The 20,186-nt window shown below is 53.8% G+C and carries 14 protein-coding genes; 7 read left to right on the top strand and 7 right to left on the bottom strand.

Annotated features, from left to right (window positions below; genetic code table 11):
- The first annotated feature begins 47 nt into the window (after positions 1–47).
- Positions 48–2,135, top strand: coding sequence for a polyribonucleotide nucleotidyltransferase (pnp, locus tag AC0L8N_RS17070; protein WP_473669349.1), 2,088 nt, complete (start codon positions 48–50; stop codon positions 2,133–2,135).
- Here the strand turns inward: pnp and AC0L8N_RS17075 are convergent, their stop codons facing one another.
- The 6 genes from AC0L8N_RS17075 to dksA all read right to left on the bottom strand — a co-directional run bounded on the left by AC0L8N_RS17075 (position 2,136) and on the right by dksA (position 8,669).
- Positions 2,136–3,416 (bottom strand): putative bifunctional diguanylate cyclase/phosphodiesterase, encoded by a 1,281-nt coding sequence (locus tag AC0L8N_RS17075; protein WP_473669351.1) that lies wholly within the window; start codon positions 3,414–3,416, stop codon positions 2,136–2,138.
- A gap of 25 nt (positions 3,417–3,441) precedes the next feature.
- Positions 3,442–4,722, bottom strand: coding sequence for an HD-GYP domain-containing protein (locus AC0L8N_RS17080; RefSeq protein WP_473669353.1), 1,281 nt, complete (start codon positions 4,720–4,722; stop codon positions 3,442–3,444).
- Positions 4,723–4,812: 90 nt separating this feature from the next.
- Positions 4,813–5,772 (bottom strand): hydrolase, encoded by a 960-nt coding sequence (locus AC0L8N_RS17085; protein WP_473669355.1) that lies wholly within the window; start codon positions 5,770–5,772, stop codon positions 4,813–4,815.
- Between the two features lie 235 nt (positions 5,773–6,007).
- Complete coding sequence (phaR, locus tag AC0L8N_RS17090) at positions 6,008–6,514, bottom strand: polyhydroxyalkanoate synthesis repressor PhaR (RefSeq protein WP_473669357.1); 507 nt, start codon at positions 6,512–6,514, stop codon at positions 6,008–6,010.
- 135 nt (positions 6,515–6,649) lie between these two features.
- Positions 6,650–7,564, bottom strand: a complete 915-nt coding sequence (gene gluQRS, locus AC0L8N_RS17095) for a tRNA glutamyl-Q(34) synthetase GluQRS (protein WP_473669359.1) — start codon at positions 7,562–7,564, stop codon at positions 6,650–6,652.
- Positions 7,565–7,616: 52 nt separating this feature from the next.
- A complete protein-coding gene (dksA, locus tag AC0L8N_RS17100) occupies positions 7,617–8,669 on the bottom strand; it encodes an RNA polymerase-binding protein DksA (protein WP_473669361.1) in 1,053 nt (350 codons plus the stop codon).
- 161 nt (positions 8,670–8,830) lie between these two features.
- On the opposite strand from dksA, the gene smc reads away from it, so the two are divergent.
- From smc to AC0L8N_RS17130, 6 genes are all read left to right on the top strand, one after another.
- Positions 8,831–12,343 carry a chromosome segregation protein SMC gene (gene smc / locus AC0L8N_RS17105; RefSeq protein ID WP_473669363.1) on the top strand — a complete coding sequence of 1,171 codons (3,513 nt, stop codon included), beginning with the start codon at positions 8,831–8,833 and terminating at the stop codon, positions 12,341–12,343.
- A 24-nt stretch (positions 12,344–12,367) separates the two neighbouring features.
- The gene (locus AC0L8N_RS17110) at positions 12,368–13,066 is read left to right on the top strand and encodes a cell division protein ZipA (protein ID WP_473669365.1); all 699 of its coding nucleotides are present in this window, start codon (positions 12,368–12,370) and stop codon (positions 13,064–13,066) included.
- 22 nt (positions 13,067–13,088) lie between these two features.
- Positions 13,089–15,116, top strand: a complete 2,028-nt coding sequence (gene ligA, locus AC0L8N_RS17115; protein ID WP_473670217.1) for an NAD-dependent DNA ligase LigA — start codon at positions 13,089–13,091, stop codon at positions 15,114–15,116.
- A gap of 180 nt (positions 15,117–15,296) precedes the next feature.
- Entirely contained in the window at positions 15,297–16,133 is an 837-nt protein-coding gene (locus AC0L8N_RS17120) for a DUF6502 family protein (protein ID WP_473669367.1), read from the top strand.
- Positions 16,134–16,562: 429 nt separating this feature from the next.
- The gene (locus AC0L8N_RS17125) at positions 16,563–17,438 is read left to right on the top strand and encodes a DUF6502 family protein (protein WP_473669369.1); all 876 of its coding nucleotides are present in this window, start codon (positions 16,563–16,565) and stop codon (positions 17,436–17,438) included.
- A gap of 86 nt (positions 17,439–17,524) precedes the next feature.
- Positions 17,525–19,123, top strand: a complete 1,599-nt coding sequence (locus AC0L8N_RS17130; protein WP_473669371.1) for an autotransporter outer membrane beta-barrel domain-containing protein — start codon at positions 17,525–17,527, stop codon at positions 19,121–19,123.
- A 235-nt stretch (positions 19,124–19,358) separates the two neighbouring features.
- Here AC0L8N_RS17130 and AC0L8N_RS17135 read toward each other — a convergent pair whose 3' ends face one another.
- Positions 19,359–20,171 carry a peptidylprolyl isomerase gene (locus tag AC0L8N_RS17135; protein WP_473669373.1) on the bottom strand — a complete coding sequence of 271 codons (813 nt, stop codon included), beginning with the start codon at positions 20,169–20,171 and terminating at the stop codon, positions 19,359–19,361.
- Positions 20,172–20,186 lie beyond the last annotated feature (15 nt).

Here is a 20,186-nt window from a genome sequence, read left to right on the forward strand (position 1 = left end):
GGTTCGGGTGGCTTTGTCTTGCCTGTTAAATTCATACGAGAATCTAAGTGAAAGCTATCAGCAAATCGTTCCAATTTGGGGAACACACAGTAACGCTCGAGACCGGCGCTATCGCGCGCCAGGCGGACGGCGCAGTCTTGGTTAAAATGGCGGATACCGAAGTACTGGTTACCGCAGTAGGTCGGAAGACTGCTGACCCAGGTCGTGACTTCTTCCCACTGACGGTCAACTATCAGGAAAAGACCTACGCTGCGGGCAAGATTCCGGGCGGGTTCTTCAAACGTGAAGGTCGGCCGAGCGAGAAAGAAACCCTCATTTGCCGCCTGATCGATCGTCCGATTCGCCCGCTGTTCCCGAAGGGCTTCACTAACGAAGTGCAGGTCATCGCGACCGTCGTTTCGTTGAACCCTGAAGTGGATTCAGATATTCCGGCACTGCTCGGCGCGTCAGCAGCACTCGCTATTTCAGGTATGCCGTTCGCAGGTCCGATTGGCGCGGCGAAAGTGGCCTACAAAGACGGCAACTACATCCTCAATCCCAGTGCGACCCAAATCAATGAGTCTGATCTTGATCTCGTCGTTGCGGGTACCGACCAGGCTGTCCTGATGGTTGAATCGGAGGCCAAACGGCTTTCCGAGGAAGTCATGTTGGGCGCTGTTGTATTCGGCCATGAGCAGATGCAGGTTGCCATCAACGCAATCAAAGAGTTTGCCGCTGAAGCTGGCAAGCCGAAATGGGAGTGGGAAGCTGCTGCCGTTGATCAGGAGCTGGATTCGGCCGTTGCTGAAGTGGCTTCAGCCGGACTGGCTGATGCGTACCGCATTACTGACAAGATGCAACGTCAGTCGGCGGTCGGTGACACGAAAACGGCGGCTTTGGAAGCACTTGCGTCTGGTGATGCACCCCGTTATAGCAGCGAGGAAGTGTCCGGCGCGCTGAAGAAACTCGAAAAGAACATCGTTCGTAAACGTGTCATTGCTGGCGAACCGCGAATTGATGGACGTGATACGAAGACAGTTCGACCCATCGACGTTGAAGTTGGTGTATTGCCGCGTGCTCATGGTTCAGCTGTCTTTACACGTGGTGAAACACAGGCGTTGGTTGTTACGACGCTCGGCACCGGACGTGACGCACAGATCATTGACTCCATTGGCGGCGAGCGCAAAGAGCCGTTCATGTTCCACTACAACTTCCCTCCATTCTGCGTAGGCGAGACCGGTTTCGTCGGTTCGCCGAAGCGACGCGAAATCGGCCACGGCAAACTGGCACGACGCGGTATTCAGGCTGTTATGCCGACAATGGAAGCCTTTCCGTACGTATTGCGCGTGGTTTCAGAGATCACCGAATCGAACGGTTCCAGCTCCATGGCCTCTGTGTGCGGCTCAAGTCTTGCGCTGATGGACGCAGGCGTTCCTATCGCGGCGCCGGTAGCGGGTGTTGCAATGGGACTCGTCAAGGAAGGCGATGATTTCGCGGTCCTGACCGATATCCTGGGCGACGAAGATCACCTCGGCGACATGGATTTCAAGGTGGCGGGTACCGACGACGGCATCACCGCTTTGCAGATGGATATCAAGATTCAGGGTATCACTCGCGAGATCATGAGTAAGGCTCTGGAGCAGGCACGTGACGCGCGTCTGCACATTCTTGCGGAAATGGCGAAAGTCATTAGTGCACCGCGCGAGGATATGTCCGAGTGGGCGCCGACCATCATGACTTTCAAAATTGATCCCGAGAAAATTCGTGAAGTTATCGGTAAGGGTGGTGCGGTTATTCGTGCCATCACGGAAGAGACTGGCGCGACGATCGATATTGAAAATGACGGAACGGTTCGTATTGCCTCAGTAGACGGTTTGTCTGGCAAGGAAGCAAAACGCCGGGTTGACCTGATTACAGCCGACGTCGAAGTAGGCCGTATCTATGAAGGCAAGGTTGCGCGCTTGATGGATTTCGGTGCGTTCGTGACCATTCTGCCAGGCAAAGATGGCCTTGTTCACATCTCGCAGATTTCAAACGAGCGGGTTGAGAAGGTTAGCGACAAGCTGGCTGAAGGCGATGAAGTTAGGGTGAAGGTACTCGAAGTTGATCGTCAAGGTCGTGTCAGACTGTCCATGAAGGACGTCGACGCCGCCTGATCAGATTTCAGGCTGTAAGTAGCGCCTGGCGTCCAGCCAGGCGTCAAACTCGTTCTCCGGCATCGGCCGGGCTATGTGATAGCCCTGGCCGACGTCGCAGCCGAGTTTTTTTAGCATCTGGATAGTGGCTTCGTCTTCGATGCCTTCGGCAACCACTTTCATGTTGAAACGATGTGCCAGGCCGATGATCGTTTCGACAATGTGCTGATCGGCCTTGTCCTCCACCATCCCGGCGACGAATGCCCGGTCAATCTTCAACTCATCCGCAGGGATGGTTTTAAAATAGGAGAATGACGAGTAGCCCGTGCCGAAGTCGTCAATAGAGATTCTTGCGCCGAGGGCTTTGAGGCTCGACATCGTAGCAAAGCACTTGTCGACATCTGCCATGATCGCGCCTTCGGTCAGTTCCAGGGTAAGCCGGCTTGCTTCAACGTCCCAAATAGACAGCAGGCTTTCGACCATGTTCACCAGGCTGCTATCGAGCAGCATGCAAGCTGGCAAATTCACGGCGACGCCAATGTCGTGACCATCCCTTTGCCACATCATCAGGCTGCGCATTGCTGAATTGAGAACGAGTCGGGTCAACGGTTGTATCAGATCGGATTCTTCTGCCACAGCGATAAAGGTCTCGGGGCTGACAGGGCCGCGCGTTGCTGAAAACCACCGAACCAGTGCTTCGGCACCCCATGCATTGTCGGTCAGCAAGTTAAGTTTCGGCTGGAAAAAAACCTGCAATTCGCTTTCGTGAATTGCTTCAGCGAGATCGTCCCGCATTTCCCAACTAACGGCGATATTGCCGACTTTTTCGGTGTCATATGACACGAGGTCTTGCTGAGTATCCTTGGCCACTTCCAACGCAAGCTGAGCGCGTTGCAACAACTCATTGCTACGAAAAGAATGTTCAGGATACAAGGCCATCCCTATGCGTACTTCTAGCGTACCCTTGTCTCGCTCGGGTTCCGGTGTTTCCGGTGCCGCAACGCGCATCAGCTTTCGGCAAGCTAGAGTTGCGTGGCCTTTGTTCTTGAGTCCAGGAACTACAACGGCGAAGGTGTTGTCGCCAATCTGTATGGAAAAATCGACTGGCCGCAATGATTCATTGAGGCGCCGTGAGAGTTCATTAAGAACATCATTGCGGTGGCTGCGGCCGAATCGCGCGTCAATGCGCGAGAGGTTGGAGACTTCCAGCATGATGACTGCGACGATCTGTTCTTCATTCTCGAGGCATTCTTCGAGATGCTGTGCCAGTGATTCGAACGCCGACAGCGATTGTGCGGTCATATTCATCATTGCAGGAGGCCAGACCTCAGAGAAAGTACTCGGCGGGGTCAATTCCGAATGATCCTGGTTCCAGACCGCGATCAATCCACATCGTTTCCTTGCCAAGTTCATCGTTTGTGTTCATGCGCAAGTCAACGGTCTTGAAGTCATCGCAAAGTTGCTTGTCCCGATCAAGAATAATCATGACTTCGGGTCGTAATCTTTGGTAATTATTTTGTGCGGTAACGACAGCGACTTCGCCTGTATTGAGCTCGACGAGGCTACCCGTTGGGAACATGCCTACGGCCTGCACAAACTGATCGACCATTTCTTTCTGAAACTGGCCTTTCGCCATCATTTGCAGTTGGCGCATGGCATCAAACGTAGACTGTGTTTCCGCGTAGGGGCGTTTGGAAACCATGGCATCGTAGCAATCAACGATGCCGGCGACTCTTCCGAGTACCGGGATGATTGTGCCTTTTAGCTGGTTCGGGTAGCCGCTGCCATCGAAGCGCTCGTGGTGCGTGGCCAGCATTATTTCGACTCTGGCGTCGTTCTTGCCGGCATCGCGCAGAATCTCCAGGCCAAACTCGACATGTTTGCGCATTAGCTCGGTTTCTTTTTCGTTGAGCTTGCCGGGTTTTCGCAATAGTTCTATGGGTAGTTGGGTCTTACCGATATCCAGCAACATGCCGCCGAGGCCGACGGCATTCAGGGTTTCTTTGTTGAAACCGAGGTGGCGGCCAAAGACGACAGCCCAGACGGAACTGCCGATGGAATGTTGGTAGACGTACTCGTCCTTCTCCCGTATTCGCATCAACCAGGCCATGGCATCACTGTTGCGCAGGACGCTATCAACGAGAGGGTCAACCGCTTGCTCCAGTTGCGGGACGTCTAGCTGGCCACCATTGCGAACGCCATCGATGACACTATTGATTGCGTGCGATGCTCGCTTCTCAATCTCCTGCGCACGGACGAGTTCTTTTCCGAGTTCCTCGGTGTTGACGTAGTACTTGCCCGTCTTACTGAAATCGGGCTCTGGTATGTCCGCTACAGATTTCTTGGGGATCGGGCGAGGAGGAGGTTCAACCTTGGGCTCTGGTTTTTTGTTGAGATTTGCGAGCCGCAGAATTTCCTGCGGAGGGAGGTCCGATTGCTCTACGTCAACGATGACGGTTTTGCAGTGTTTTTGTAACTCGACGATATCGTCATCGTCAGCGATTTTAAAACCTTGAAACAGAAACGGTGTTTCCAGCCACGGGCGGTCGAGATCCACGACATAGAGGCCGATCTTTAAGTGTTCTGTGGTGATTGTCAGTTTGTCCATGAGCTCGATACAGTGTCATTTGTCCGACCCCGGAATCGGTTGCCGGGGATAACTAGCACACTACAAACGACGATCTTAAGGAACTGTCAACTACCCGGCTATGATCGAGTCGAAGAAATTCAAGATCCGATCAGGCAGAAAGTATCTCGGGCGCCAGGGCGTACCGCCTGCGATGAAGCCTACGTGACCGCCTCGTGCGCTGATCTCAAGCGTTACGTGCTCTCCGAGCTGTTCTGCTGCCGGAATGATGTCGGGCGTCATGAACGGATCGTCAAGAGCGTTGATTAGCAGTGTTGGCCTGTCGATGCTATGGAGGAAGTGGCTGGCGCTGCAACGATCGTAATAGTCATCCTTCCCGGAAAAACCGTGTAGTGGGGCGGTGACAGCGTCATCGAATTCGGCGAACGTCCGTGCTTCGACGGCACGGGTCCAATTGAACGGGGCGGTATGGGCGTTAAATTTCCGGAACACGGACCGTTTCGCCCGTTTCAACAGGTATGACTGGTAGATTCTCGCAAAACCCACCTGCAGGGTTGCAGCGGAAATGTGCAAATTCAGCGGCGCCGAGACAGCCGTGGCGGCGAGCAGCGGCGAGGTGTCGCCAGCTTCGCCAAGGTATTTCAGCAAGACATTGGCGCCGAGTGAGTAGCCCGATGCAAGCAAGGGGCCTGAAAAGCCTCGACGCCTGAGGAGGTCGAGAAAGTATCGCAGGTCGTCGGTTTCCCCTGCGTGATAGCGGCGCGGCAAGCGGTTACGAAAATCACCGCAATCGCGAAAATGCAGCACTACAGCGTTCCAGTTCCGCGCCGCGGCAGCGCGCAACAGGTGTCGGCAGTAGGGCGATGCGGCGGATCCTTCCAGTCCGTGCAGTATGACCAGTAGTGGACTGTCATCGTGCGCCTGATCGTTTGTCAGCCAGTCAACGGACGTAATATCGCCATCTGGCAGCTCAAGCGACTCGTGCGCGAGCGTTATCCGCGGCCCGTTGACCCAGGGAAGGATGGGAAACATGGTTTGCAGGTGACGATTGCGCAGCCAGCGAGCAGGCACAAAAGCACTCTTTGTTATTCGGGATTCCATGGACAAATCGGGCGAGATGAGGGACTTCCGGCGTATCGGTGGGGCAAAAAAATGGCCCCCCGCGTGCTGCGGGGGGCCAGCCGTAGAGCTTGCGCTCCTTCAGGCATGCAACAGGGGGCGGGGGAGCAGAACCCTGCTGCATCGCACAAAGTAGGTCATTAGGCGGGTTCCTGTCAAGCCTGATGGCCGGTCTTTTGCGGTCGGATCAACCCGCTTTCTTGCGGTCGTCGCCCTGTTCGTTGTCGTCGTCATCGCCGCCTCGATTTGAACCGGTGAAACGTCGAAAGACCTCGTCTTGCAACGATTTCCAGCGGTTGAAGTTCTTTTGCGCCAGATCAGTAACCGCCGTCACCGGATCAACTCCCACCACCTTTTTGACCTGGCCCCGTATGTTTTGCTGTTGGCTCATAACGAGCTTCATGCTTTGTTCGAGGTAGCGTGCCATGAACCCCGGCATTACATTGCCGTAGGAGCGGATGACCTGCGAGAGGAAATCGCGACTCATGATGGCGTCGCCCTGTTGTTCCTGTTCACTGATGACTTGCAACAAGATCGTGCGGGTAATGTCATCACCGCTCTTCTTGTCGATCACGGTGAATTCAATCTTCTTGAGGACCAGGTCACGGATATCGGCCAGCGTTATATAGCGGCTCTCCTCTGTGTCGTACAGGCGTCTATTCGGGTATTTCTTAATGATTCGGGCGGCAGTCATTGGGTACTCGTCTGATTGAATACGGTCCGCAGGTCTAGCGTCGCTGGTTGCGATCGGGTCAGTGTTGTCTGGGAACGGCGGGTCCTGCGCATTGTCGCGCAGCCGAGAACTTGCAGAACGTTACCATAGCCCATTTCACGGGCCAGCCATAGGGGGGGGCGAGCTCAGTATTTGGCGTTGTCCGGCCAGCTTTGCTGGCTGCCAGTTTGCGCGTGCCCACTCCCAGATGTCCGCGATCGAACTGGCTGCCAGATCGTCGAGCACAGGCAGTTGCAGGGCTGCCAGCGCCGCTACCAACACGGGTCGCGGATCGGTTTCAGGCAATGGCGGTGCACCCGTCAGTTTGCTGAGTTTCTGGCCTTCTTCGTTCTCGATCACGGGTATATGCATATACCGGGGTGTAGGCAGTCTCAGAAGCTGTTGCAAATGAATATGCCGGGGAGTCGAATCCAGTAAATCGATGCCACGAACCACCTCCGTTACGCCGTCGGTGGCGTCATCCGCGACCACGGCCAGGTGGTAGGCGATCAGTCCGTCGCGCCGCCGTATGATGAAATCACCCGATTCGGTCTCCAGGGATTGGCAATGCTGGCCCTGCAACAGATCCGTAAAGCAAATTGGCTCATTGTGGGTTTGTACGCGAATCGCGCACTCACCGGCAGTTGTGCCGGTACGGCAAGTGCCTGGGTATATGGGGCCGAGTGGGCCGACAGCGGCATCCTGGAGGTCGCGCCGTGAACAGCCGCAACGATAGGCTTGCGCACCCGCGACCAGAGCGGCGGCAGCGTCTTCGTGGTCAAGGGTTCTTGTGCTTTGGTAGATAACCGGTCCATCCCATTGAAATCCATAGAGTTCTAGGGCTGAGACTATGCGCTGGCACGCGCCGGGTTGTTCGCGCGGGGGATCAATGTTCTCAATGCGCAGGAGCCATTGGCCGTTCGCGCAGAGCGCTTGCAGATAGCTCGCGCAAGCGGCAAGTAAGGAACCGAAATGCAGGGGGCCACTCGGTGAGGGCGCGAAGCGGCCCACATAGCGGGCCGCTTCATTCATGCGTTGCTCCAGGTTTCCACTGCACTAGCGGGCAGCAGCCGGAAACATGGTTTTACCGGTATCGGTCATCCCGATCGCGAAATTGGCGTTCGGCCATTTCGCGGCGTTCCTGTGCTTCCAGGCAAAGGGTTGCGACAGGGCGAGCTTCCAGGCGCTTGAGGCCTATCTCTTCGCCGGTTTCCTCGCAATAACCGTAGGTGCCTTCGTCTATTCGAGCGAGCGCGGAGTTGATCTTGCGCAGCAATTTGCGCTCCCGGTCGCGGGTCCGCAATTCCAGGCCGAACTCGGATTCCTGGGTTGCGCGATCATTGGGGTCGGGAAAATTGGCCGCCTCGTCCTGCATGTGGTGCAGCGTACGATCCACTTCATTCATCAATTCACGTTTCCATGACTGCAGAATGTCGCGGAAATGCTCCAATTGTTCGGTGCTCATATAGTCTTCGCCACGCGAGGACTGGTAAGGCTGAATGCCGTGTATGGGCCCAGACATCACGTCGCCACCTTTTCTTGGCACCGCACGGGCCACAACTTTCTTGGCCGCCTTTTTCGGTGCCGCGCTGGCGGACGATTTCTTCTTAGCTGCCGGGGGTGCTGCTTTTTTCTTGCTGACTTTCGTCGCGGCTTTCATGCTGGCCAATTTCTTTTTGCTCGCCTTTTTTGCGGCTTTCGCCTTCTTTTTGCTGGTTTTTTTCGCGGTCGCCTTCTTGGCGGCCGGACGTTTTTTGGTCGCGGGTTTCTTTTTCGCCGCTTTCTTCGCGACTTTCTTCGTGACTTTCTTGGCCACCTTCTTGGCTACTTTTTTCTTGCTGGCAGCCGGCTTTTTCTTCGCCGACTTTTTGGCTGCGGTTTTCTTCTTGGTCACTTTCGTCTTTTTACCTGCAGGTTTTTTACGCGCAACAGCTTTCTTCGAAGTTGCCTTCTTTCGGGAGGTTCCAGCCTTCTTACGCGTCTTGCTCGCGGTCTTTTTTGCGGGCATTTTTTGCTCCTGCTGGTTCAAGAAAAACGCGGAATTATACATCGCTTGAGGCAACATGGAAGCACTAAACGCAGGCATTTTCTGCCTTTCGACGGTTGCCCTACGGGTCGGGAGCAATATCGTGCGCAAGTGGTTGCGTTAGTTGCAATTTAACGCGTTTCGCTGCGGCTGCGACCGGCCGATAATTTTGTTCAGTGCGCGGCATGTCGTCTGTCGACGACAATCGTTTTATCTGACCAATTACATTACACTAGCCGGATTTGACGGGCTAATTGGCGTAATTCCAGCAGATGCGATTAAGCAAGATTAAGCTCGCCGGCTTCAAGTCTTTTGTAGATCCCACCACCATTCCGTTTCCGAGCAATCTCGTAGGGGTTGTTGGTCCGAACGGATGCGGCAAATCCAATGTGATTGATGCTGTGCGATGGGTTATGGGAGAAAGCTCGGCGAGCCGCCTTCGTGGCGATTCACTTACCGATGTAATTTTCAATGGTTCCAGTTCACGCAAGCCTATCGGCGCTGCGTCGGTTGAGCTGTTGTTCGACAATACCGAGACGACCCTCGAAGGGCAGTACGCGAACTACGCGGAAATTGGTATTCGTCGTGAGGTTTCACGGGATGGGGTGTCGAATTACTACCTGAACGGGACTCGCTGTCGGCGCAAGGACATCACGGGCGTCTTCCTGGGAACAGGGCTCGGACCACGAAGTTACTCGATTATTGAGCAGGGCATGATTTCGCGCTTGATTGAAGCCAAGCCCGAAGAAATGCGCGTGTTCATTGAAGAGGCGGCTGGAATCTCCAAGTACAAGGAGCGTCGCCGGGAAACATCGAACCGGATCAAGCACACCAAAGAAAACCTTGATCGCTTGATGGATCTGCTTGAAGAAGTTGAAAAACAGCTCAAGCACCTTGATCGGCAGGCAAAGACCGCAGAGCGTTACGGCAAGCTCAAGAACGAAGAGCGCCGTACTGTCGCCGAGTTGCTTGCACTGCGACTGCGTGATCTCGACCAGATAGCGAGTGAGTCCGAAGCACGTCTAGCCGAGAAAGAAACGGCATTGCAAGGAGCAATTGCAGAACAACGGAAGCTTGAAGCAGAGCTGGAACGTTGCCGCGCTCAGCAAGGCGAACGTAGCGATTCTTTCAATGAAGTGCAGGCGCGTTTTTACAAAGCCGGTTCTGAAATTGCGCGTCTCGAACAGACTATTGAACATGCGCATGACCTCCGCGAACGCCAGTCACGTGATCTTGAGCAGGCGGTCAAGGGTGCGACGGAAATCGCCACGCACATCAATCAGGACCAAACAGAAATTGAGCAGCTGGAACACACCCTCAGTGAGTTAATGCCAGGCCTGAAGCAGGCGCGCGAGAGCGAGCAGTTGTCAGGACAGTCTCTGCAGAAAGCGGAGCAGGCACTGGCAGCGTGGCAAGAGCGCTGGAATGAATACTCCGGCAAGGCGAACGAGTCCGAGCAGGTTCGCAATGTCGAAAAGACACGTATCGAACAAATAGAGTCACGGCTCCAGAGCTTTAGCGATCGTTTGCGTAAACTGGGCGAAGCCGGTCAGGCTGCTAATTTGGGTGAGCTCAAGAACCTGTTCGAACAACTGACGGCTCAGGAAATTCAGAAGCGCCAGGCCCGGGACGAGTTCGCTCGTAAAGTGGCGGAGCTCGCAGATGAGATTCGAAAGCTGCGTGAGCAAGATGGAAAACTTGCCAGGCTTGCGGACGAACGGAATGCAGCATTGCAAGAGGCGCAGTCGCGGTACGCGTCACTTGAAGCTGTACAGAAAGCCGCTTTGGGGCAAAGTGACGAAACCGTCAAAGGTTGGCTCGAAGCCAGTGGCCTTGATCAGAACGAGCGCGTAGCGCGATCTATCGATGTAGAAAGTGGTTGGGAGCGTGCAGCTGAGACCGTACTGGGCGACTACCTGCAAGCCGTTTGCGTCAACGACGTAACTCAGGCTATTCAAAATATCGGCCAGTTGAAAAATGGCACGGTAACTTTGCTCGCGCGAACCGCGAACGACTACGCGCAGGCGACCCATAACGCTGATTCACTGGCGTCGAAGGTCAGCAAGGCGCCCGCTGCATTACAGAGTTTGCTCAACTCTGTGAAAACAGCAGAAACATTGAACGATGCAATGGTACTGCAATCGCAGCTTGCAGCCGACGAGTCGGTGATTACGAAAGACGGTATCTGGTTGAGCCAACATTGGCTGCGAGTAAGTCGGGACAAAGATCAGCAAGCTGGCATTCTTGCCCGCGAACAGCAAATGCGGAAGCTCAAGGACGAAGTGCAGGAGTTACGGGCACGTGCTGAGAGTGCTAAGAACCTGCTGACAGATGGTCGCACCCGTCTTACTCAACTTGAAGAGAATCGCGAATCGTCGCAACGGCAAGCGTCAGTGGGCATGAGCGAGTATTCGGAAACCAAATCCAGTCTAGACTCTGCCAGATACCGGATGGATCAAGCGACGGCGCGCGCCGCTGCTATTGCGGAAGAGCAACGAGAACTTGAAGTAGAAAAGCGTGCGGCGAATGAGCAGCTGGCTGAATCGCGCCAGCGCTTTTCAACGGCCGATGCGACCTTAAGCGAACTAGAGGAAGAGCGGGCAGCGCTGGAATCTCGACGCGAAGAGTTGCGAGCCGAGCTCGACCGGGTTCGTGCTCAGGCCGACCAGGATCGTCGGGTTGCCCAGGATATGGCTATTCAGTTTGAAAGCCGCCGTTCCAGTAAAGAGTCTGCTGCTCAAGGTCTGGAACGCATGCAGAAACAGCTTGAACAGTTCCGGCACCGCGAGCAGGAGATCCGCCAGCAGCTGGAGCAGGGCGAGGAGCCACTCAGCGATAAGAAGAAAGAGCTGGAAGGGTTGCTCGAAGTCCGTGTGACTATTGAGTCATCGCTGTCGGCGGCGCGCAAGCTCGTAGAGAATTCCGAAAGCGAACTGCGTGAACTTGATCAGAAGCGCATGCAGATCGATCAGAACGTGGAAGACGCCCGGACCCAGGTTGGCGAGTCCAAGATGGCAGCACAGGAAGTCAGGGTGCGTCGGGAAGGTATTTCGGAGCAATTCGCGCAAACCAAACACGAGCTTGAGCCACTGCTGGCTGAGATGGATCCTGCGGCTGAACCGAATGGCTGGGAAGAAAAGCTTGAAAAGGTTCGTCGGCGGATAGAACGTCTGGGGCCTATCAACCTGGCAGCCATCGACGAGTTCAAGGAACAGTCGGAACGCAAAGAGTATCTGGATTCCCAGTTGAAAGACTTGACGGATGCACTCGATACACTTGAAGGCGCGATACGCAAAATTGACCGGGAAACGCGCACACGTTTTCGTGAAACGTTCGAACGGATCGACAGCGGTTTCAAGCGCCTGTTTCCGCGCCTGTTTGGTGGCGGACACGCGTACATGGAATTAACCGGCGATGATTTACTATCGACCGGTGTGACAGTCATGGCGCGGCCGCCAGGTAAACGCAACAGCACGATCCATCTGCTGTCGGGCGGTGAAAAAGCACTGACGGCTGTGGCGCTTGTGTTCGCAATTTTCGAATTGAATCCTGCGCCGTTCTGTATGCTTGACGAGGTCGACGCGCCACTTGATGATGCCAACGTAACTCGCTTTTGCGACATCGTTCGAGAGATGTCTGAGAAGGTGCAGTTTGTTTTTATCACGCATAACAAAGTGACCATGGAGCTGGCTCGCCAGTTGACCGGCGTCACAATGCAGGAGCCTGGCGTTTCCAGAATGGTTTCTGTGGATCTGGACGAAGCTGTCAAAATGGCGGCCAGTTAAATTTGAACACGAACGAGTATCTGTATGGATGGGCTTCGTTGGTTACTGTTAGTAGTTGGTCTTCTGGTTGTTGCCGCTGTTTATTGGTACAGCCGGCGCGAGGCCAGTCGTGCGAGCAGACCTGAGCCATCGTCGCGGCTAGAGCCCTCTCTCGGAGACGCTGCTGGAGCGGATGGCGACGCTGAGCCGCTGCTTGAGGTCGACGAGTTTTCAGATGAGCTCGACGCTGACGATGAGGAATCGAACCTAGATTCGGAAATGGAGCCGGGCGAGTCGCCGGACGCTGTAGCGAAGCCTCGTGAGAAAATCGTCACACTGCGTTTGGTGGCGGGTCGCCAGGCGACGGCGTTTGCCGGTGACGAACTTGCTCTTGGCATGCGCGCTGTCGGTATGCGCCACGGCCGATTCGGTATTTTCCATCGTTACGTTGGTGATGACGAGAACCGGGTGGTCTACAGTGCCGCGAGCCTCGTCGAACCTGGCAGTTTCGATTTAGCCAATCTGAAAGAACAAAAACTTCCAGGAATCAGTTTGTTCATGGTACTGCCAGGACCGCTGGACGGTGCTGAAGCGTTCGACATGATGATGGAAGGCGCGCGCGCTCTTACAAAGTCGCTGCAAGGTGAGTTGCTGGACGAGTCTGGCAGCACTCTCAGTATCCAGCGAGAGCGCTATCTGCGTGAAGAGATTATTCAGTATCAGCATGGCATCCGAGTCGCCTGAGCGGGTATCTGCGCCGGAAAATATGACCATCGCCGGAATTCGAAATTCGATCGACGAGCTGCGGCGTGAAATCGACCGCCACAACTACCTCTACCACACGCTGGATCAACCCAGTATTCCGGATGCCGAATACGATCGCTTGATGCGAAAGCTGCAAGCGATGGAAGCGAAACACCCGGAGCTGATTACAGCGGACTCTCCGACTCAGCGGGTAGGCTCTGAACCTGTAGCAGGCTTCGGTACGGTGGAACACACGGTACCAATGCTCTCGCTAGGGAATGCTTTCAATGACGAAGATCTGCGTGAGTTTCATCGGCGAGTTACCGATCGACTCGAGTTGTCTGAAGGTGATGCGCTGGACTATGCAGTGGAGCCCAAACTTGACGGTGCCGCGGTTAGTTTGCGTTATGAGCAGGGCATTCTCGTTCGCGGTGCGACTCGTGGCGATGGTAAGACCGGCGAAGACATCACACACAATGTTCGTACGATTCCAGCAGTGCCGCTGAGGCTCAGGGGAAGTGGGTACCCTGATGTGCTTGAAGTGCGCGGCGAAGTGTTCATGCCACGCGCAGGTTTCGAAAAATTTAACGCGGCTGCTGCGAGCAAAGGCGAAAAAACATTTGTGAACCCGCGCAATGCGGCGGCGGGCAGCCTGCGGCAACTGGACCCCCGATTGACTGCATCCAGACCTCTGGATATCTACGTTTACTCTGTGGGATACGTTGATGGTGGTTCGGTGCCTGACCGGCATAGCGATATTCTGTCAACACTGCAGGAGTGGGGTTTCAAAATTTGCCCTGAGCGCAGGGTTGTCCAGGGCGTCGATGGGTGTATCGAGTTCTACAACGACATTGGTGATCGACGTGCAGACCTTCCGTACGACATCGATGGTGTGGTTTATAAAGTGGACCGAGTCGATTTCCAAAAGGAACTCGGGTTTGTCTCCCGAGCTCCTCGATGGGCAATTGCCCACAAGTTCCCGGCTCAGGAAGAGCTGACTCTGGTGAACGACATCGAGTTCCAGGTGGGTCGTACTGGTGCTATCACGCCGGTCGCCAGGCTTGAGCCCGTCTTTGTTGGCGGCGTTACAGTGAGTAATGCGACTTTGCACAACATGGACGAGTTGAGCCGCAAAGACGTGCGTATTGGTGACACCGTGATTGTCAGGCGAGCGGGAGACGTAATTCCCGAAGTGGCGCAAGTGATTCTGGAGCGCAGGCCAGAAAACACCGTGCAGGTAGTCGCCCCTGTTACATGCCCGATTTGCGGATCCGCGGTCGTTCGACCGGATGGTGAAGCAGTGGCTCGTTGCAGCGGCGGACTGTTTTGTTCCGCCCAGAAGACGGAAGGTCTGAAGCACTTCGTGTCCAGACGTGCGTTGGATATTGAAGGGCTGGGGGCAAAGCTGATTGAGCAGCTGGTCGCGGCTGATCGCCTGCAGACGGCTGCAGACATCTTTTCGCTGGAAAAAGAAGAGTTGGTTGCTCTTGAACGAATGGGAGAGAAATCAGCTGAAAATCTATTGGCTGCTATTGAGAGTGCAAAGAACACGACCTTGTCACGCTTTCTCTACGCGTTGGGAATACGCGAGGTGGGCGAAGCTACATCGAATGCGTTGGCGGACTACTTCGGGCGACTCAGTGCCGTAATGAGCGCCGATCAGGAGGCTTTGCAGCAAGTGCCTGATGTGGGGCCGGTTGTAGCCTCCCACGTAGTGGCTTTTTTCGCCGAACCGCACAATCGCGAAATAATCGACGAATTGCGAGGCCAAGGTCTCACCTGGCCGGAGTCTGAGCCACAAACCTCGCCAAAAGACGGTGCACTCATGGGCAAGACGTTCGTGCTAACTGGAACACTCGTTTCCATGACGCGAGAGCAGGCCAAAGAGAAAATCATGGCCCTCGGTGGAAAAGTGAGTGGGAGCGTGTCCAAGAAAACGGACTTCTTGGTTGCGGGAGATAATGCTGGTTCAAAACTAACAAAAGCGCAGAAACTGGAAATCACCATACTCGATGAGGTCCAATTGGCAAAAGTGCTGATTGATCAATAATTAACAACCAGTTTGGAAAAAAAGGAGAAGAATATTCAATGAAATCAAGTCCTAAAAGTTTACACATCAGCTAGAAATATCAATGGTTGTGCACATTAATTGAAGAGGAGACTTGGGCCATTTTTCCCAAGTGTCTAATTTCATTGACCGAAAAAAGTGGCGCTCCTATATTTCGCGACCATGCAAGATTCAATTCAACGACAAATTCTAAAAGCCCTTCTACAGGTCCTCCGGCCGGTCATCCGATCGCTATTACGTGCAGGCATTGGATATCGAGAATTCGCAGAGGTGTCTAAAGCCGCTTTTGTTGATGTTGCTACGAAAGATTATGGACTGAGAGGGCGGCCAACCAATATCTCAAGAGTTGCGGTAATGACGGGTCTAACGAGGAAAGAAGTTAGACGATTGAGAGATAAGGCAGCCGCGGGCGATCAGACCGTAGTGATGCGTTCTGCGCCGATGGCGGTAATTCTCCATCGATGGTACACCGAGGATGAGTTTAGGAATTCTGAGGGCGGGGCACGAGACCTTCCTTTTGACGGCTCTTCGCCATCGTTTTCAGATTTAGTAAGAAAGTTTGGTGGCGATATTCCACCGGGCGCTATGAGAACGGAGCTAAAACGAATTGGCGCGATTGAGGAAGCTGGGGACGGAGCGTTGAAAGTATTGAAGAGGAACGTTTCGGGCCTAGACGCCCATGAGAAATTAATTACAGGCCTGGCTGGAATCTTGTACCCAGCAGCTCTAACTATTGCTCACAATACCGATCCGGCGAGAAAGGGTAACACTTGGGTTCAACGCTATGCTGCGACCAAGAGTATTAGAGGCGATGACATAGATCGGATAAGGCGGATAAGTTCTGACCGTTTGACTGAGTTCACAGAGTCTATCGACGACCTTTTCGCCGCCTACGAAACTCTGTATGACCAAGAAGAAAGTACTCAATCAGAGAGGGCGGTTGGGGTTGGCGTGTTCTACTTCGAAGAAGATAAGAGTGAGTCAGACATATTCGCGTGATTCAAGGCTAGTTCGCTCCTGATTTGGAGTCCTTGTGAGCTCGAATTTGCGCAATGCTGAAGAAAATATTTGAGGCTTCTACAGGCAGTCTCTTGGTCATTGATCTGCTCGGCTCCCGACTGATCGCTGATTGAATTTCATGTAAGTGTGTAATACCCACTTACAACCCCGAATCTAATCTTGATGCGGGTATTAGAATAACTCCTTACTAAGTTGATTTTTCAGTAAATTCCTATTAGCTCGCAGTTTTACATAACGCGACTATTTGGTAGTTTCAACTGAGACGTATGCCATTTTTCGATTCATATGGTCGAAAAAAATCGAACAAGTGTATAGCTCTGTTTGTTAAGCGATTTGGCTCGCCTAACTTAAAGTTGACTGTGACGTAGTTCGGGAATAAATTCCCTACTGAAGTCATTATGTTGAAACATGAGCGATTCTGTAAAAACCGGTCTACTAGCTGCCTACTCCAAGTTACTACGGCCATTAGTCCGGATTCTCTTGCGACACGGTGTTACTTACGCTGAATTCTCGGAAGTCGTAAAGACGGTTTTCGTGACAATTGCAGCTCAGGAGTTCCGTGTTCCTGGCAAGAAAATGTCGAAAGCACGAATCGCGATCGTGACGGGGTTGACTAGAAAGGAAGTTCAGAGACTTTCAACCGTTGATCAGGAGGAGCGATTTAGTCTCAAGACCAACCTTAGTCGTATTGGTCGAGTGCTTTCGGGTTGGCACACCGATCCGGATTTCACCGGTCCATATGGGATGCCGCTAGAAATTCGGTACGACTCCGATCTGCCGAACGACGCGACATTCACTCGATTGGTTCAACAATACAGTGGCGATATGACACCGCGAGCAATGCTAGATGAGCTGCTGCGAGTCGGAGCCGTTGTCGAGACAGATCAAAATTGGTTTAAGGCAATCCGCAGAGAATACGTTCCGCATACGTTGGCGCCGGACTTTTTGGAGAGAGTGGGACGTGGCGTGCACGATTTTATTCATACCGTCGAAGAAAACATGCAAAAGCGAGGTCGGGAGCCGGGGCGTTTTGAACGAACTGTCAGACCTGCGGCAGGGTTAAGGCCACAAGATTTACCACTCTTCGACGCCTATGTGAGAGAGAAGTGTCAGGCGCTTTTGGAAGATATTGACAATTGGTTGACCAAGCTTGAAGAGCCGGACGCAAAAAAGGGTGATAAGGCCATACATACAGGAGTTGGGATTTATCACTTTATTGTAAAAGACGAGTTTGAACAGAAGAAGATTAAAGATTTGTTGGAAAGCAGGAGTGATTCCGAATAACGGATTATTCGAAATAGCACTTTAGTGAGTTGGCTAAATGGACTGCCACCTCCACTGAAAAGTTAGATTGTTGGAGATCTAATTTAATGAGCGATTTAAAGGGAAGTCTTGGGCACCTGTTTCGGGTGATCCCAACAATTGTAGTATTTGGGGCTTGCGCCGCCGGCACGGCGAGCGCGGCTATAGACGGCACTGGTGCACGAGTCATTGACGGAACCGGTGGTTACGTAATTGATGGCACAGGCGCACGGGTAATTGACGGCACTGGTGCACGAGTCATTGACGGAACCGGTGGTTACGTAATTGATGGCACAGGCGCACGGGTAATTGACGGCACTGGTGCACGAGTCATTGACGGAACCGGTGGTTACGTAATTGACGGCACAGGCGCACGGGTAATTGACGGCACTGGTGCACGAGTCATTGACGGAACCGGTGGTTACGTAATTGATGGCACAGGCGCACGGGTAATTGACGGCACTGGTGCACGAGTCATTGACGGAACCGGTGGTTACGTAATTGACGGCACAGGCGCACGGGTAATTGACGGCACTGGTGCACGAGTCATTGACGGAACCGGTGGTTACGTAATTGACGGCACAGGCGCACGGGTAATTGACGGCACTGGTGCACGAGTCATTGACGGAACCGGTGGTTACGTAATTGACGGCACAGGCGCACGGGTAATTGACGGCACTGGTGCACGAGTCATTGACGGAACCGGTGGTTACGTAATTGATGGCACAGGCGCACGGGTAATTGACGGCACTGGTGCACGAGTCATTGACGGAACCGGTGGTTACGTAATTGACGGCACAGGCGCACGGGTAATTGACGGCACTGGTGCACGAGTCATTGACGGAACCGGTGGTTACGTAATTGATGGCACAGGCGCACGGGTAATTGACGGCACTGGTGCACGAGTCATTGACGGAACCGGTGGTTACGTAATTGATGGCACAGGCGCACGGGTAATTGACGGCACTGGTGCACGAGTCATTGACGGAACCGGTGGTTACGTAATTGACGGCACAGGCGCACGGGTAATTGACGGCACTGGTGCACGAGTCATTGACGGAACCGGTGGTTACGTAATTGATGGCACAGGCGCACGGGTAATTGACGGCACTGGTGCACGAGTCATTGACGGAACCGGTGGTTACGTAATTGATGGCACAGGCGCACGGGTAATTGACGGCACTGGTGCACGAGTCATTGACGGAACCGGTGGTTACGTAATTGACGGCACAGGCGCACGGGCAATCGACGGTACCGACCTCCTTGCCCTTGGCAGCGTCGAGGCAGTTGGTGACGGTTTTATATCAGTGTTAGGACAGACGGTATTTGGTGCTGAAAGCGATTTCGCAGGGATCAGTACTGGGGAGACCATTGCGGTCTTTGGCTCGATCGATTCCGTTACCGGCGGTTTTGTGGATACACGAATCGTTTCGGTATCTCCAACCGGCGTCGATTCGGGCATGCCGTCTTTCTTGCGGGGCACGGTCGATGAGGTCAATGTGACCTTGGGACGTGCTGTAGTCAGCGGTATTACAGTTGACTACAACGCACTACTGTCCAGGGGCGTTGCGCCGGCAGTAGGCGATCGAATTGCCGTAACCGGTCGAAACTATCGTGGAATGGGCTTATTGGTTGCCGATCCAGATATGGCTGCGGAGTTACGGTAACGACGAAAGTCGGGGGCAAAAAAAAGTCGGCGTCCCTGCCGACTTAGGTCTCGTTTCAACTTGAAGGAGATTCGAGAGTTGGAGAAGCCACCCCTGAGCGATTGAGAGGCGACTTGCGAGCTATATTGGCACCATGGGCAAATATTGCTGTGATCCGTCTCACAGAAAAATCGGCAAAAGAAAAAGGGCGCTTCGAGCGCCCTTTTTCTTGTCTACTTGTCAGAGATTAAGTTAACTAGTTGCTGATCTCGCTAGTGCTACGCAGGTCTTCCAGGTGTTTCTGGAACATGCGTTGCTGCACAACTTGTTGAATCTCTCCTCGCACCGTGTCGAGAGGCGGTGCTTCTGCTTCCCGAGATTCCTCGCGCTTGATAACGTGCCAGCCAAACTCCGTTTGAACAGGGGATTTGGTGTAAGCGCCATCTTCAAGTGCTGCGACGGCATCAGAGAAAGGAGCAACCATTTGGTTGGGAGAGAACCAGCCAAGATCGCCACCATTGGGTCCTGAAGGGCCCGTTGAACGAGTCTTCGCTAATTCAACAAAGTCCTCACCGTCATCCAGGCTGCCGATTATCTCTGTCGCTTCGCCCTGGCTTTCAACCAAGATGTGCCGGGCTCTGAACTGCATTGGAGGAGCCAGCGCACGTTGAGCCTCGTACTCAGCAGATATCTGCTCGTCGGTAACGGTGGCGTCGGCAAAGAATCGACCAGCAACTGCCTGTGCGAGAATGCCTCGACGCTGTAATTCGATCTGCGCCGCAATCTGCGGATCGTTTTCGATCGCGCTGATATCCTTCTGCGTTGTCAGCAAGTAAATGTCAGTCAGTTCTTCCAGTAACGTCTCACGTTCGTTTGCCGCAACCTGGGCTGATGGACGGCTCGTTCGGCTTTGCATGTAGAACTCGAGCACGGAACTGTCGATGTCTACACCGTTCACGGTCTTTACCGTTTCTGCTACCGCCGAATACGATGCGGATACGCCGAGTACGCTCACCAACAGTGCAGGCAGCAGTCTCACAGCGCGGGTCGTGCCGATCATTTGTTCCATCTAGTAGTCCTTATA

This window comes from Woeseia sp. D3-10 (genome assembly GCF_055809415.1).

What these genes read in the sequence shown, in the direction of transcription:
- AC0L8N_RS17075 (WP_473669351.1), bottom strand. Translation starts at nt 3,416, where the DNA reads ATGACCGCACAATCGCTGTCGGCGTTCGAATCACTGGCACAGCATCTC.
- AC0L8N_RS17125 (WP_473669369.1), top strand. Translation starts at nt 16,563, where the DNA reads ATGAGCGATTCTGTAAAAACCGGTCTACTAGCTGCCTACTCCAAGTTA.
- gluQRS (WP_473669359.1), bottom strand. Translation starts at nt 7,564, where the DNA reads ATGAATGAAGCGGCCCGCTATGTGGGCCGCTTCGCGCCCTCACCGAGT.
- phaR (WP_473669357.1), bottom strand. Translation starts at nt 6,514, where the DNA reads ATGACTGCCGCCCGAATCATTAAGAAATACCCGAATAGACGCCTGTAC.
- AC0L8N_RS17130 (WP_473669371.1), top strand. Translation starts at nt 17,525, where the DNA reads ATGAGCGATTTAAAGGGAAGTCTTGGGCACCTGTTTCGGGTGATCCCA.
- AC0L8N_RS17120 (WP_473669367.1), top strand. Translation starts at nt 15,297, where the DNA reads ATGCAAGATTCAATTCAACGACAAATTCTAAAAGCCCTTCTACAGGTC.
- smc (WP_473669363.1), top strand. Translation starts at nt 8,831, where the DNA reads ATGCGATTAAGCAAGATTAAGCTCGCCGGCTTCAAGTCTTTTGTAGAT.
- AC0L8N_RS17110 (WP_473669365.1), top strand. Translation starts at nt 12,368, where the DNA reads ATGGATGGGCTTCGTTGGTTACTGTTAGTAGTTGGTCTTCTGGTTGTT.
- AC0L8N_RS17080 (WP_473669353.1), bottom strand. Translation starts at nt 4,722, where the DNA reads ATGGACAAACTGACAATCACCACAGAACACTTAAAGATCGGCCTCTAT.
- AC0L8N_RS17135 (WP_473669373.1), bottom strand. Translation starts at nt 20,171, where the DNA reads ATGGAACAAATGATCGGCACGACCCGCGCTGTGAGACTGCTGCCTGCA.
- ligA (WP_473670217.1), top strand. Translation starts at nt 13,089, where the DNA reads ATGACCATCGCCGGAATTCGAAATTCGATCGACGAGCTGCGGCGTGAA.